The sequence below is a fragment of the Devosia sp. YR412 genome, assembly GCF_900110945.1.
Lineage (GTDB): Bacteria > Pseudomonadota > Alphaproteobacteria > Rhizobiales > Devosiaceae > Devosia.
Window position 1 is genome coordinate 68,563 of the sequence record NZ_FOFL01000005.1, and the last position, 14,353, is coordinate 82,915.

A 14,353-nucleotide genomic window follows, 5' to 3' on the forward strand; every position below is an offset into this window, starting at 1 on the left:
GTGCGCAAAGCCTCGACCCGAACACCAAGGCGGTTGCCAATTCCGGAGCCTGAAGCTAGACGGCCTGATAGCTTCTCCACCACACCGACGCAAGGGCCGCACGGCACCATGGCACTACGAAATCAAGTGATGATCTGGGTCGGCCTGCTGGTTGCACTCGTCCTGGCACTCTGGGTGTTCCGCGCCATCCTCCTTCCTTTCGTGGTCGGCGCCGCTCTGGCCTATCTGCTCAACCCGCTGGTCAACCAGTTGCAGCGCTGGCGCTTCAACCGCGCCTGGGCCACGACGGTGGTGCTGCTGAGTGTCATCACCATCGTTCTCGGCATCTTCTTCATGTTCGTGCCGCTGATCGGCCAGCAGATCATCGGCCTGATCCAGCGCCTGCCGGGCTATGTGGCGGACCTGCAGGACCTGTTTGCCCGCTGGTCGCCTGAGATCAACGCCTGGCTCGGGCCGGAGCGCGCGGCGCAGCTCGAGTCAACGCTCAACGACATGGCCGGCCAGGTTCTGGTGTTCATCGCCACCATTCCGGGCGAACTGGTCAATATCGGCATTACCGGCGCCACCATGATCGGCGTCACGGTGCTGACCCCCGTTGTCGCCTTCTACCTGCTGCTCGACTGGGAGGGCATGGTGCGCGGCATCGAAGGCCTCCTGCCGCAGGACCACAAGGGCGAGATCAACGCCATCCTCAAGGATATCGACAAGTCCATGGCCGGCGTGATCCGCGGGCAGGGCGGCGTGCTGTTGATCGACGCAGCCTTCTATGCCACCGCGCTGAGCCTGATCGGCCTGAACTTCGGCCTGGTGATCGGCCTTATCGCCGGCCTCTTCAGCTTCGTCCCCTTCGTTGGCTTTGCCGTCGGCTTCGGCCTCTCCGTCGGCATTGCCCTGGTCCAGTTCTGGCCAAACTGGTGGATGGTGGTCCTCGTCGCCGGCATTTTCCTGTTCTGGCAGTTCATCGAGGGCAATATCCTCTATCCCAAGCTCGTCGGCTCCGCGATCAGCATCAACCCGGTCTGGATGATGTTCGCGCTGCTCGCTCTGGGTGCCGTCTTCGGTTTCGTCGGTCTGCTGCTCGCCGTGCCAATGGCCGCCATTGCCTCGGTGCTGGTGCGCTATGGCGTACGGAAATACAAGGAAAGCACGCTTTATCTCGGCCGGAACGGCGGCGCCAATGGCTCTGCCGGCTAATCCTGACAGCGCCAACAAGGGCCAGCTGACGCTGGAGCTTGGCCATGTCTCTGCCCAGGGCGAGGCCGACTTTCTGGTCGGCGAAGGCAATGAGCTGGCCCATGGCCGCATCGTGGCCTTTCCCCATTGGGCGGATCCGATCACCCTGCTCACAGGTCCGGCCAAGTCGGGGAAATCGCATCTGGCGCGAATCTTCGCCGACCGCAGTCATGCGCTGTTTGCCGGCGTCGATGATCTCGAAGGCCTCGCCACCCATGGCGGGACCGCGCCACTGATCGTCGAAGATGTGGACCGCTTGGGCTATGACGAGGCGGGCCTGTTTCACCTGCTCAACCAGTCGATGCGGGAACAGCGACCGCTTTTGCTGACGGCGCGGGAAGACGTTGCGAACTGGCCGCTGGCGACCGATGATGTGCGCTCGCGGATGCGTCGCGCCGCTGCCTTCACGCTGGACCTGTCCGATGACATCCAATTGTCACAGATGTTCGTGAAACTGTTCGGCGACCGCCAGATTGCGGTCGATCCGAAGATCATCGCCTATCTGGTGGCCCGCATGGAGCGGTCGACCGAGGAAGTTGTGATTCTGGCCGACATAATGGATCGGCAGGCACTGGCCAAGGGCACGGCCATCACCCGCAGCATCGCCGCCGACGCGCTGGACCGCAGACGGGTCGCGCGCGGCGAGGCGAGCCACGAAGACAACTGGGAAGAGCACGACGATGAATGAGATGGGTGAATTCGCCGAAGCCGACGTTGCGGCGCCCGATATCGAGGCCCTGCGCAAGAGCCCGGCCCGCTTCGTCAACCGCGAAGTCAGCTGGCTGCAGTTCAACATGCGCGTGCTCGAAGAAGCCGGCAACGTCAACCATCCGCTGCTCGAGCGCCTGCGCTTCGTCTCCATCTCGGCCAATAACCTCGACGAATTCTACATGGTCCGCGTTGCCGGCCTCAAGGGCCAGTTGCGCGCGGGCCTCACCAAGCTCAGCGCCGATGGCCTGACCCCGGCCGAGCAAATGGAAGAAATCGCCACACTCGCCCAGCACCTGCAGCTCGAGCAGCAGGACCAGTGGCAGAGCCTGCGCGAGGAGCTGTTCGCGCAGAATGTGGTGATCCACGAGACCGATGACCTGACGCTCGACCAGATCAACTATCTGCAAAAGCTGTTTCGCGAGGAAATCTTCCCCGTCCTGACGCCGATTGCCGTCGATCCGGCGCATCCTTTCCCCTTCATTCCCAATCTCGGTCTGGCGCTGGCCTTCGAGCTGAAGCGCCCCGACAATGACATTCCGCTGACCGCACTGGTCCGCATCCCCGGCAATCTCGACCGCTTCATCAACCTGCCGAGCGGGCTGGTCTCGGAAGGCCGCAGCGAAGTCGTCACCATCGACACGCTGGTGAAACTGTTCTTCCACAAGATGTTCCCAGGCCATGAAGTGGTCGGCTCGGGCGCCTTCCGTGTCATCCGCGACAGCGAAATCGAAATCGACGACGAGGCGGCAGATCTGGTGGTCGAGTTCGAATCTGCCCTGCGACAGCGTCGTCGCGGTCAGGTGATCCGCCTCGAAATCGAAAGCTCCATGCCGCGCGCCCTCAAGCGCCAGATCAGCGAACAGCTCGGCGTCAAGGATGGCGACGTCTTCGAAGTGCAGGGCTTCCTCGGCTTGGCCGATGCGCGCAAGGTCTGCGATGTCGATCGCCCCGACCTCAAGTTCACGCCCTACCATGCCCGCTTCCCCGAGCGGATTCGCGACTATAATGGCGACAATTTTGCCGCCATTCGCGCCAAGGATATCCTCGTCCACCACCCCTTCGAAAGTTTTGACGTGGTGGCGCAATTCCTGATGCAGGCGGCCCGCGATCCCGATGTCGTGGCCATCAAGCAGACCTTGTACCGCACCTCCGCCGACAGCCCGATCATCAAAGCCTTGGTGCTGGCCGCCGAAGCCGGCAAGTCAGTGACCTGTCTCGTCGAACTCAAGGCGCGCTTCGATGAAGAGGCCAATATTCGCTGGGCGCGCGATCTGGAACGGGCAGGGGCCCAGGTTGTGTTCGGCTTTATCGAGCTGAAAACCCACGCCAAGCTCAGCCAGGTGGTGCGCCGCGAAAAGGGCAAGCTGGTCAGCTATTGCCACATCGGCACCGGCAACTACCACCCGATCACCGCCAAGATATATACCGACCTCAGCTACTTCACTATCGACCCGGCGATCACCCGCGACGTCGCACGTGTCTTCAATTTTATCACCGGCTATGCCCGCCCGACCGAACTCGAAACCATCGCGGTCTCGCCGGTCAATCTGCGCCAGACCCTGCTCGACGACATCGCGCGGGAAATGGAATTTTCGCGGAATGGCCAGCCGGCCAGCATCCTGCTCAAGATGAATTCGCTGGTCGATCCGGCGACAATCGATGCGCTCTATGACGCCAGCCAGGCCGGCGTGAAGATCGACCTGATCGTGCGCGGCATCTGCTGCCTGCGCCCCGGCATTCCGGGATTCTCGGAAAATATCCGCGTCCGCTCGGTAGTTGGCCGCTTCCTCGAGCACAGCCGCATCTATTGCTTCGGAAATGGCGAGGCCATGCCCAATCCGCGCGCCAAGGTCTATATTTCCTCGGCCGACCTGATGGGCCGCAACCTCGATGGGCGCGTCGAAGTCATGGTGCCGATCCTCAACAGGACCGTGCATAAGCAGATCCTCGACAGGATTCTGGTTGCCTATCTGCGCGACAACCAGCAGAGCTGGGAAGTGCTGCCCGATGGCAGTTCGCATCGTCTGCGCGTGGCCGAGGGCGAGGAACCCTTTAATGCGCACGACTATTTCATGACCAACCCCTCGTTGTCCGGTCGCGGCAGCGCCGGCGGTGTTGACGATGAGGCTCTGGCTTGAATCAATTCTGGGGCGTCGATGCCGATCCCACCGCGCAGGGCCGCATCAAGGGTGCCAAGCCCGTCGCCGTGCTCGACATCGGCTCCAACTCCGTCCGCCTAGTGGTCTATGAACGCCACGCCCGGGCGCTGACGCCGCTCTACAACGAAAAATCCGCCTGCGCTCTCGGGCGTGGCGTGGGCCAGACCGGGCGCCTCGCCGACGCCAACATGGCCCAGGCGCTGGAAGCGATCAAACGTTTCGCGCTTGTGGCGCGCATGATGCGGGTCGGCAAGGTGCATGTGCTGGCCACCTCGGCCGTGCGCGACGCCGCCAACCGGCAGGAATTCGTCGATGCCGTCGAGGCCTTAATGGAGAGCAAGGTCAATGTGCTGAGCGGCGAGCAGGAGGCCCATTTCGCCGCCCTTGGCGCCGTTGCCGGCATTCCGGGCTTTCATGGGGTCGTCGGCGACCTCGGCGGCGGCAGCCTCGAACTCTCCAGCATCAGCAATGGCAGCGATACCGACGGCGTTTCCTTTGAGCTGGGCGTCATTCGCCTGCAGGACGACAGCAAGAGCGCGCCGCCCCGGGCCGCCACCATCGTCCGCGAGCAACTGGAGAAATCCGGCCTCACCAAGACGCAGTGCGGCCTGTCCTTCGCTGCCATCGGCGGCACCTGGCGCTCGCTGGCCAAGATGCACCAGATCGTCTCGGGCTACCCGCTGCGCATGGTGCAGCACTATGTCGTGCCGGCCGCCGAGATGATCGCCTTCTGCGAGACCATTGTCGGCGCCAGTTCTCTCAAGGGCTATGACGGCTCCGAGCATGTCAGCTCGTCGCGCCGTGAACTGGTGCCCTTCGGCGCTGCCGTGATGATGGAAGTTCTCAAAGCCGGCCAGTTTGCCGATGTGGTCTTCTCGGCGCTCGGCGTGCGTGAAGGCTATCTCTATGGCCTGCTCGACAAGCGCGAACAGGCGATCGATCCGCTGATCCAGGGCTCGGAAGAGCTCTCGGTGCTGCGCTCGCGCTCACCCGCCCATGCCAATGACCTGATCGAATTCACTGGCCAGTTCCTGACCGCATCCGGAACCGCCGAAACGGCTGACGACGCCCGCCTGCGCACTGTTGCCTGCCTGCTCTCCGACATCGGCTGGCGCGCCCATCCCGACTATCGCGGCCCGCAAAGCGTCGACGCCGTCGCCTATGGGTCGCTGAGCGGCGTCGACCACCCCGGCCGCGCCTTCCTCGCCCAGGTCATTGCCGTGCGCTATGACGGCCTCAAGAGCAAGACCGCGGCACCGCTGGCCGGTCTGAGCTCAGCCGACCTGACGGCCCGCGCAAGGCTGATCGGCGCCATGTTCCGCGTCGCCTATCCCATGTCCGCCGCCATGCCCGGCATCCTGCCACGCATCCGCTTCGAAGTGGACGGCGACGCCCTTTCCCTGGTCTTGCCCAGCGACCTGACCTTCCTCAACGGCGAACACTTGCGCAGCCGACTGGAACAGTTCGCCAATGTGGCAGGCTTCAAGAGTTCGGCGGTGCGGGTGGGATAGATGCGATCATCGCATCGATGACGGCTTCGAGCGGGTCGAGGTCGTCGGAATAGATAGCCCAGATGGCTTCGAATTCTTCCCGATGGTAGGCATGCCGCAGGATGTCGCCGGTCCCGACGACGCTGCGCCATGGAATGCTGGCACCAAAGGTCGTCTTCATTTCGCCGGGGATATGCTTTGAAGCTTCACTGATAATCTCGACACATCGTTCAGTCGCCAATCGAGTGATCTTGTCTGCGACGGCATCTTCGAACGTCCTGTCGTTCAACAGTTCGCGGATCGTGGAGATGGCATTTTTTGATATCGTTCAGACGCTCTTGCAATGAGCGCATCTAGAACACCGGAATGGCATCAAGAAGAATGCGGTCAATGAAGTCATCAGGCGTATAGCGCCTCACCACCACGCTGGACTCAAGTCCAAGGCGATCTTCGATATGGCCATAAACGCCAGCCATATCAAAAAGCGAGAACTTACGATCTGGGTCGACGTCGATCAGAACATCGACATCGCTATCCGCCCGGTTATCACCGCGTGCACGGGATCCGAAGAGCTGCATATGAAAAACGCCATCACGCTCCAGTATCGGCTGAAGCGCGGCCAGTTCCTTCAAAAGATCTTCGCGGCCAATGTCTCGCATGCCACAAGAATAGCAGCCGCAAGTGACATTGCCAATTCGTCCGGCTATTCCGCCGGCGTCGCGTCCTTCACCGAAATCTCCACCACGCCCTTACGGGTCGCGACGAGGCCGATGCGACCATGCTTGATGTCCAGCGCCTTGTCGCCGAACAGCTTGCGACGCCAGCCCTTGAGCGCCGGCACGTCGGCATCGTCATCCAGCACCAGCGCATCGATATCGTCCGAGGTCGCCAGAATCCGCGCGGCAACCCCATGCTGCTCGGCCACCGACTTCAGCAGCACTCGGATCAGGTCACCCACGGCGCCCTTGGGTGACGGGCCTCGATAGCGCTCCGGCATGATCGGCAGGTCGGCCTTGCCGATCTCTTCAACGCCCCTGAGCAAGGCCATGATCTCGGCGGCGGCCGAACTACGTCCGAAACCACGCGGCACGGCGCGCAGCTTCTCAAACGCATCCGGCGTCAGCGGTCGCTGCTGCGCCAGTTCGAACAGCACATCGTCCTTGAGCACGCGGCTGCGTGGCTGGTCGCCATCCTGCGCGCGCTTCTCTCGCCAGGCAGCGAGCTTCTTGAGCGCCGCCAGATCGCGCGGGCGGTTGATCTTCATCTTAAGGCGTTCCCACGCCTGTTCGGGCTGCACCACATAGGTATCGATGCTGCGCAGCACGCCGAGCTCGTCTTCTACCCAGTCCCAGCGCTTGGTGGCGTCCACCTGCTTGCGCAGTTCGCGATAGATGTCGCGCAGATGCGTCACGTCGGCCACTGCGTAAAGCAGCTGCTTTTCGGTGAGGGGGCGAACGGACCAGTCGGTAAAGCGGCTCGACTTGTCGAGCTCCACATTGGTGATCGAGCGCACCAGATTGTCGTAGGAGACGCTGTCGCCAAAACCACAAACGCTGGCAGCAATCTGCGTATCGAAGATATTGACCGGCACCTTGCCCGTCAGCTTGACGAAGATTTCGATATCCTGCCGGGCGGCGTGGAACACCTTGGTTATGTTAGGATTGGCCAAGAGGGCAAAGAAGGAAGAAAGATCCAGCCCCGGCGCCAGCGGGTCAATCAGCACCGCCTCGTCATCGGTGGCCACCTGAACCAGGCAAAGCTTTGGCCAATAAGTGGTTTCGCGCAGGAACTCGGTATCCACCGTCACAAAGTCAAACTTGTCAGCGCGCTCGCAAAACGCCGCGAGCACATCTGTGGAAACTATGAGGTCCATACCGCCGTCCGTCTCAAATTCGTCAATATTCTTCCTAGCAGGTGAGGCGGGTCCACTCCAGACCGGATTTGTTGAGTGGACAAGCAAGCTTATCGGGAGACGCCCGCGGCGCGTGCCGACGTGCCCTTTACCTTGACAAGAACCGGCTCCCATGCGCTTTTCCCGCCCTAGATTCCGGCCTTTTTCCTAGAGTTTCGATCATGACAACACATCGCTACCGCTCGCACACCTGCGGGGCCCTCACTGCCAAGGAAGCCGGCCAGACCGTCCGCCTCAGTGGCTGGGTGCATCGTATTCGCGACCATGGCGGCCTGCTGTTCATCGATCTGCGCGACCATTACGGCGTCACCCAGGCCGTCATTGACCCCGATTCTCCCGCTTTTGCCGCTGCCGAAAAGGTGCGCTCGGAATGGGTGATCCGCATCGATGGCGAGGTGAAGCTGCGCGACGCCTCGGTGGTCAACCCGAACCTGCCGACCGGCACGATCGAAGTCTTCATCCGCGAGATCGAAGTGCTTTCGGCCGCCAAGGAACTGCCGCTGCCGGTGTTCGGCGATCAGGACTATCCCGAAGACGTGCGCCTGCGTTACCGCTTCCTCGACCTGCGCCGCGAGAAGCTGCATGCCAACATCGTCAAGCGCACCAAGGTGATCGCCGCCATGCGCGCCGGCATGACCGAGCAAGGCTTTGCCGAATATTCGACGCCGATCCTGACCGCCTCTTCGCCAGAGGGCGCGCGCGACTTCCTCGTGCCGTCACGCATTCATCCCGGCAAGTTCTTTGCCCTGCCGCAGGCGCCGCAGCAGTATAAGCAGCTGCTGATGGTGGCCGGTTTCGACCGCTACTTCCAGATCGCGCCCTGCTTCCGCGACGAAGACCCGCGCGCCGATCGCCTGCCGGGCGAATTTTACCAGCTCGACCTCGAAATGAGCTTCGTCACCCAGGAAGACGTCTGGAACACCATGACCCCGGTGATCACCGACATTTTCGAGCAGTTTGCCGATGGCAAGCGCGTCACCAAGGATTGGCCGCGCATTCCCTATGACACGGCCATCCGCAAGTATGGCTCCGACAAGCCCGACCTGCGCAACCCAATCGAAATCCAGGCCGTCACCGAGCACTTCACCGGTTCCGGCTTCAAGGTGTTCGCCAACCAGATCGAAGCCGACTCCAAGGTGGAAGTCTGGGCAATTCCGGCCAAGAACAAGGCCGGTGCCGAGCCGATCGGCCGCGCCTTCTGCGATCGCATGAACGCCTGGGCCCAGGGCGAAGGCCAGCCCGGTCTCGGCTATATCTTCTTCAAGGAAGGGCAGGGCTCCGGCCCGATCGCCAAGAACATCGGCGAAGAACGCACGGCTGCGCTCAAGGCCGAGCTTGGCCTCGAGGATGGCGATGCGGTGTTCTTCGTCGCCGGCCTGCCCAACAAGTTCTACAAGTTCGCCGGCGAAGCCCGCACCAAGGTTGGTACCGATCTCGGCGTCATCGACACCGAACAGTTCGCCCTGTGCTGGATCGTCGACTTCCCGTTCTACGAATGGAGCGAAGAGGAAAAGCGCGTCGACTTTGCGCATAACCCCTTCTCCATGCCGCAGGGCGGCATCGATGCGCTCAACAGCCAGGATCCGCTGACCATCAAGGCCTATCAATATGATGCGGTCTGCAATGGCTATGAAATCGCCTCGGGCTCGATCCGTAACCAGCTGCCCGAGACCATGGTCAAGGCCTTCGAGCTGACCGGCAAGAGCCGCGACGAGGTCGAAGAACAGTTCGGCGGGCTCTATCGCGCCTTCCAGTATGGCGCGCCGCCGCATGGCGGCGCAGCCTTCGGCGTCGATCGCATTGTGATGCTGATCTGCGGCGTGGCAAACCTGCGCGAGATCACCGCCTTTCCGATGAACCAGCAGGCCGAAGACCTGCTGATGGGTGCGCCAAGCCCGGCGGCTCCCAAGCAACTGCGCGAGCTGAGCATCCGCCTCAACGTCGCGCAGTAACCTTCGACAAGACGACAAAAGGCGGCCCCACGACGGGCCGCCTTTTGTTTTGCGATCACAGCCAACTATCGCGCGCCGACTGCTTCGAGTTGTTTGCTGACGACCCTGGTCTTTGGAGCCCAGTCGCGGCAGCGAATGCAAAGATCGACAATATTGGCGGCGTGAAACTTCACCATGATGTGCAGGCGATGCACTTCAACGGTTCTTGGGGAAATTCCCAGTATCGCTCCAATTCGTTTGTTGGTGTTCCCAGCCAGGATAAGGCCAAGCACTTCCTCCTCGCGCGGCGTCAGTTCGTGTTCTAGGACGATCGTTGTTTCCATTGCTGCACCTCGACCTAAAGACTAACTTAGATAGGTGCTTTGGCTATCGGCGGTTTTACCTACTGAGTTTTGACGAGGGCAAATCCTGCAGAGGCTATCCCAGATTTGCGTGCCGCCGGCGGGGCATTTGCAATCAGTTAATCAGCGTTAATGATCCGTTAAATGCTGGTCACTACCGATAAGACGTCAAAAGCTCTTTTCGGATTCGCGTTTTGAAGTCGAGATACTCTCATATCCTGACGCTGATCGGTGCGCTTCTCGCGTTCGTGCCGATTGTCGCCGTGGATTACCTGCTGGACAGCTATGTCCGCGTGAGAGAGAAAATCAATACCGAGCAATATGTTCGCTCCGTCAGTTCACAAATCGAAATCGGTGTGAATGACGCCATCACCTCGCTGCGGCGCATTCTCGCCGAAAGCCCGTCCCTCTGTACACCGACCTTTGTCGCCAATGTGCAGCGCGAAATCGAGTCGAGCCTCAACCTCAAGCAGGTGCTGGTCGAAAATGCCGACGGCGTCCAATATTGCGACGCGGTCGGCCGCACGGTGACCTATTCACCGCTCTCGGCCAGCCTGCCGATTCCTGGCCACACCGAGACCATAACCGTGGTCAAGCTCGGCGAAATGCCCATGCCGGCGCTCAAGATCACGCAGACGTTTGGCGAGACGCGTAGGGTTTCGGCCTTTGTGCCGCTGGTCGGCCAGACGCAGGGCGGGCTGGCGCAGGGCATTGCCAATGCGGCGATGATGCAGATCGAGCTGACCAATGGCACATCGGTCCTGGCGATTGGCGACACCACGGCCTTCGAGCGCCGCGATGCTGCTGCCGACTTTATCTACGCCCAGGGTTTCGCCGGCGAGCTGCCGCTCAAGGTCGAATATGCCATTCCCTTTGCCATGGCGCGCGCCAGCTATTCCGACCTCGACGTCAGCTTTACTGTCATCGCCTGCATCATGAGTGCGGCCTTCCTGATCCTGTCGTTGAACTATGTGCGCCGCTCGCGCGTGCCGGCCTTCGACCTCGAACGCGCCATCGCTCGCGGCGAGATCAAGCCCTATTACCAACCAGTGATCAACCTGCGCACAGGCGAGCTGATGGGCTGCGAGGTGCTGTGCCGCTGGGAGAAAAAGAACGGCCAGGTCGTGCCGCCCGGCGCCTTCATCGACTATGCCGAGGTCACCGGCCTTGCCATTCCCATGACCCTCTCGCTGATGCAGCAGGTCAAGTTCGACCTCGGCGATCTCAGCCAGATGATGCCGGACATGAAAATCTCGATCAATCTGTTCGAGGGCCATTTCCGCGACGACAGTATCGTCGAGGACGTCCAGGCGATCTTCGGCAATTCCAAGATCGGCTTCCGCCAGCTGGTGTTTGAAATCACCGAGCGCCATCCACTCGGCAATTCGCAAGTCGCCCAGACCGTTATCGCCGGCCTGCATGCCCTCGGCTGCAAGCTGGCGCTCGACGACGCCGGCACGGGCCATTCCAACCTGGCCTATATCGGCACCCTGGGCTGCGACGTTATCAAGATCGACCGCGTCTTCGTCGATATGGTCAAGCCGGGCACCACGCAGGTGCCGGTGCTCGATGGACTCATCACCATGGCCAAGGATCTTGATTGCGAGATCGTCGCCGAGGGCGTCGAGACCGAAGAACAGGCACTTTACCTGCGCGCTCGCGGCGTCATTCAAGCCCAGGGCTATATCTTCGCCCCCGCACTCAAGGTCGGCGCCTTCCGCGATCTGGCAACCGCGCTGCACGCCACCCACGAGCCCCGCAGCCGCATCCAGAACATCGTCGCCAGCGCCGCCTAAGCCCGATCGCAACTTTAGTCGTACAGCACCACTGACATAGAGACTTTTCATTGGCGTGGTTTGATGGCACCTACGCTGCCAGAAACTTAGCCAGCCGCACCAGCATGCGGGCCAGGAGGACTCTGTGACGACCGACGTCAACGAACAGCGCAAGGCCCTGCGCGAAGCGGCGCTGCATTTCCATGAATTCCCCAAGCCCGGCAAGCTGGAAATCCAGCCGACCAAGCCGCTCGGCAACCAGCGCGATCTGGCGCTGGCCTATTCGCCGGGCGTCGCCGCGCCTTGCGAGGAAATCGCCGAAAACCCGGATTCGGTCTCGAAATACACCTCGCGCCAGAACCTTGTCGCCGTCATCTCTAACGGCACCGCCGTGCTCGGCCTCGGCAATATCGGCGCGCTGGCCAGTAAGCCGGTGATGGAAGGCAAGGCAGTCCTCTTCAAGAAGTTCGCCGGCATTGACGTCTTCGATCTCGAGATCGACGAAACCGATCCGCAGAAATTCATCGACGCCGTGGCGCCGCTGTGGCCGACCTTTGGCGGCATCAATCTCGAAGACATCCGCGCGCCAGACTGTTTCGAGATCGAGGAAACCCTACGCGCCCGCATGCCGATCCCGGTGTTCCATGACGACCAGCATGGCACCGCCATCATTGTCGGCGCCGCTGTGCTCAACGGGCTGGAGCTCAAAGGCAAAAAGATCGAGGACGTCAAAATCTGCGCCTCCGGGGCAGGGGCCGCCGCCATTGCCTGCCTCAACGTGCTGGTCGCCTTGGGCGCCAAGCATGAAAATATCTGGGTCGCCGACAAGGATGGCCTCGTCACCCACAAGCGCAATGACGTCAACGACAAGTGGCGCGGCCAGTATCGCCGCCAGTCCGAAGCCACCACTTTGGCCGAGGTCATCGATGGTGCTGACGTCTTCCTCGGCCTGTCGGCTGCCGGTGCGCTGAAGCCCGAAATGCTGCTCAAGATGGCCCCCAAGCCGCTGATTCTGGCGCTGGCCAATCCGAACCCGGAAATCACGCCGGAACTGGCCAAGGCGACCCGTCCCGATGCTATGATCTGCACCGGTCGCTCGGACTATGCCAATCAGGTCAACAACGTCCTCTGCTTCCCCTTCATCTTCCGCGGTGCGCTCGACGTCAGTGCCACCACGATCAACGAAGAGATGAAGCTGGCCGCCGTTCGCGCCATCGCCAAGCTGGCGCATGAGCCGGGCCTTGAAGTCTCGCCCTCCGGCGCCCCGGCGGTGTTCGGTCCCGACCACATCATTCCCAACCCCTTCGATCAGCGGCTGATTCTGCGCATTGCCCCCGCCGTGGCGCGGGCCGCCATGGAATCCGGCGTCGCCAAGAAGCCGATCACCGACTGGAACGCCTATCAGGACAGCCTGAACCGCTTCGTCTTCCGCTCGGGCCTCGTGATGAAGCCGATCATCGATCGCGCCCAGGGCCAGAACAAGCGCATCGCCTTTGCCGATGGCGAAGACGAGCGCGTGTTGCGCGCCACTCAGGTGCTGCTCGAAGAGCGCATTGCCCGCCCGATCCTGATCGGCCGCCCGGCCGTCATCGAGCAGCGCATCGAGCGCTTCGGCCTCAACCTGCGCCCCGGTACGGACTTCGAGATCATCAATCCCGAAGACGATCCGCGCTATCGCGACTATGTCACGCTGTTCCATTCGCTGGTCGGCCGTGACGGCGTCACCCCCGACACCGCCCGGCAGGTGGTTCGTACCAATACCACCGTCATCGGTGCGCTGGCGGTCAAGCGCGGCGAAGCCGATGCGCTGATCTGCGGCCTCCAGGGGCGCTTCATCAAGCATGTCCGCGACATCCGCTCAGTGATCGGCCTGCAGGATGGCGTGGCCGATGCGTCGGCCCTCTCCATGCTAATCATGCCGCGCGGCGCCTTTTTCCTCGCCGACACCTATGTGAACCCGGACCCGACGCCCGACGAGATCGTTGGCATCGCGCTGCAGGCCCGTAACCACCTCAAGCGCTTCAATATCGAGGCCAGGGTTGCACTGTTGAGCTATTCCAACTTCGGCTCGCGTGACGGCGATAGCGCCTTCAAGATGCGCGAGGCCTATAACAAGCTCAAGGCCGTGGCCCCGGACATGATCGTCGAAGGCGAAATGCAGGGCGATCTGGCGCTCAGCCAGGAGCTGCGCGAACGCTATGTGCCCGACAGCGTTCTCACTGGCGAAGCCAACCTCTTGATCTTCCCCAATCTCGACGCTGCAAACCTCTCCATGACGCTGCTCAAGGAGATGAACAACGCCTTGTCGGTTGGCCCCATCCTGATGGGGCCGAAATCGCCGGCCCATATCTTGGCGCCGTCGACCACCAGCCGCGGCATCGTCAACATGGCCGCCATTGCCGCCACTGAGTCGATCGGAACCGAAGCATGATCCGCCACACCGTCGTCTTCACCCTCAAGCATGCCAAGGGCTCAGCGGAGGAGGGCACCTTCCTCCGCGACGCGAAGGTGCTGGCATCGATTCCGGGCGTCGAAAACTTTGAGCAGCTGCGCCAGGTCAGTCCCAAGAACGACTATAGCTTCGGCTTCTCGATGGAGTTCGCCGACCAGGCCGCCTACACCGGCTACAATGATCATCCCGATCACGTGGCCTTCGTGCAGACCCGCTGGATTCCCGAAGTCGCGGCTTTCCTTGAGATCGACTACGCGCCGATTTGAGCCTATGGTTACCGCGCTAGCCTATTGAGCGCGTTCAAGATTGCGCTGCGGGGTGACATACG

The 14,353-nt window shown here is 61.8% G+C and carries 12 protein-coding genes; 8 read left to right on the forward strand and 4 right to left on the reverse strand.

Translation table 11 applies throughout. The features are described 5' to 3' along the window. Positions 1–129 precede the first annotated feature (129 nt). Genes BM045_RS15760 through BM045_RS15775 form a run of 4 tightly spaced genes read left to right on the forward strand, consistent with a single transcriptional unit; the run spans position 130 to position 5,614 of the window. Entirely contained in the window at positions 130–1,194 is a 1,065-nt protein-coding gene (locus BM045_RS15760) for an AI-2E family transporter (protein ID WP_244523029.1), read from the forward strand. Continuing rightward, positions 1,178–1,921 carry a P-loop NTPase family protein gene (locus tag BM045_RS15765; protein WP_092184963.1) on the forward strand — a complete coding sequence of 248 codons (744 nt, stop codon included), beginning with the start codon at positions 1,178–1,180 and terminating at the stop codon, positions 1,919–1,921. Before BM045_RS15760 ends, BM045_RS15765 begins: the two co-directional genes overlap by 17 nt. Continuing rightward, the gene (locus BM045_RS15770) at positions 1,914–4,082 is read left to right on the forward strand and encodes an RNA degradosome polyphosphate kinase (protein WP_092184965.1); all 2,169 of its coding nucleotides are present in this window, start codon (positions 1,914–1,916) and stop codon (positions 4,080–4,082) included. The genes BM045_RS15765 and BM045_RS15770 overlap by 8 nt, the downstream gene beginning before the upstream one ends. Next, complete coding sequence (locus tag BM045_RS15775) at positions 4,079–5,614, forward strand: Ppx/GppA phosphatase family protein (protein WP_092184967.1); 1,536 nt, start codon at positions 4,079–4,081, stop codon at positions 5,612–5,614. The genes BM045_RS15770 and BM045_RS15775 overlap by 4 nt, the downstream gene beginning before the upstream one ends. Here the strand turns inward: BM045_RS15775 and BM045_RS15780 are convergent. From BM045_RS15780 to rnd, 3 genes are all read right to left on the reverse strand, one after another. Further along, positions 5,586–5,918: a HepT-like ribonuclease domain-containing protein gene (locus BM045_RS15780; protein WP_092184969.1), complete on the reverse strand. Its 333-nt coding sequence runs from the start codon at positions 5,916–5,918 to the stop codon at positions 5,586–5,588. The two genes, BM045_RS15775 and BM045_RS15780, sit on opposite strands and share 29 nt — an antisense overlap. Before the next feature lie 28 nt (positions 5,919–5,946). Continuing rightward, a complete protein-coding gene (locus BM045_RS15785; protein WP_170848542.1) occupies positions 5,947–6,225 on the reverse strand; it encodes a nucleotidyltransferase family protein in 279 nt (92 codons plus the stop codon). Between the two features lie 71 nt (positions 6,226–6,296). After that, the gene (gene rnd, locus BM045_RS15790; protein ID WP_092184973.1) at positions 6,297–7,466 is read right to left on the reverse strand and encodes a ribonuclease D; all 1,170 of its coding nucleotides are present in this window, start codon (positions 7,464–7,466) and stop codon (positions 6,297–6,299) included. A 200-nt stretch (positions 7,467–7,666) separates the two neighbouring features. Here rnd and aspS point away from each other — a divergent pair, with 200 nt between their 5' ends. Then, complete coding sequence (gene aspS, locus BM045_RS15795; RefSeq protein ID WP_092184975.1) at positions 7,667–9,457, forward strand: aspartate--tRNA ligase; 1,791 nt, start codon at positions 7,667–7,669, stop codon at positions 9,455–9,457. A gap of 65 nt (positions 9,458–9,522) precedes the next feature. Here the strand turns inward: aspS and BM045_RS15800 are convergent, their stop codons facing one another. Further along, positions 9,523–9,780, reverse strand: coding sequence for a LuxR C-terminal-related transcriptional regulator (locus BM045_RS15800; RefSeq protein ID WP_092184977.1), 258 nt, complete (start codon positions 9,778–9,780; stop codon positions 9,523–9,525). A gap of 212 nt (positions 9,781–9,992) precedes the next feature. Between BM045_RS15800 and BM045_RS15805 the strand changes: the two genes are divergently transcribed. From BM045_RS15805 to BM045_RS15815, 3 genes are all read left to right on the forward strand, one after another. Further along, the gene (locus BM045_RS15805) at positions 9,993–11,594 is read left to right on the forward strand and encodes an EAL domain-containing protein (RefSeq protein ID WP_092184979.1); all 1,602 of its coding nucleotides are present in this window, start codon (positions 9,993–9,995) and stop codon (positions 11,592–11,594) included. Between the two features lie 124 nt (positions 11,595–11,718). Further along, on the forward strand, positions 11,719–14,004 hold the full coding sequence (locus BM045_RS15810; protein ID WP_092184981.1) for an NADP-dependent malic enzyme: 2,286 nt from the start codon (positions 11,719–11,721) through the stop codon (positions 14,002–14,004). Next, positions 14,001–14,291, forward strand: coding sequence for a Dabb family protein (locus tag BM045_RS15815; RefSeq protein WP_092184983.1), 291 nt, complete (start codon positions 14,001–14,003; stop codon positions 14,289–14,291). The genes BM045_RS15810 and BM045_RS15815 overlap by 4 nt, the downstream gene beginning before the upstream one ends. Positions 14,292–14,353 lie beyond the last annotated feature (62 nt).

Excerpts from the sequence above, each read along its gene's own strand:
- BM045_RS15760 (WP_244523029.1), top strand. The coding sequence starts at position 130 with ATGATCTGGGTCGGCCTGCTGGTTGCACTCGTCCTGGCACTCTGGGTG.
- BM045_RS15765 (WP_092184963.1), top strand. The coding sequence starts at position 1,178 with ATGGCTCTGCCGGCTAATCCTGACAGCGCCAACAAGGGCCAGCTGACG.
- BM045_RS15770 (WP_092184965.1), top strand. The coding sequence starts at position 1,914 with ATGAATGAGATGGGTGAATTCGCCGAAGCCGACGTTGCGGCGCCCGAT.
- rnd (WP_092184973.1), bottom strand. The coding sequence starts at position 7,466 with ATGGACCTCATAGTTTCCACAGATGTGCTCGCGGCGTTTTGCGAGCGC.
- aspS (WP_092184975.1), top strand. The coding sequence starts at position 7,667 with ATGACAACACATCGCTACCGCTCGCACACCTGCGGGGCCCTCACTGCC.
- BM045_RS15800 (WP_092184977.1), bottom strand. The coding sequence starts at position 9,780 with ATGGAAACAACGATCGTCCTAGAACACGAACTGACGCCGCGCGAGGAG.
- BM045_RS15815 (WP_092184983.1), top strand. The coding sequence starts at position 14,001 with ATGATCCGCCACACCGTCGTCTTCACCCTCAAGCATGCCAAGGGCTCA.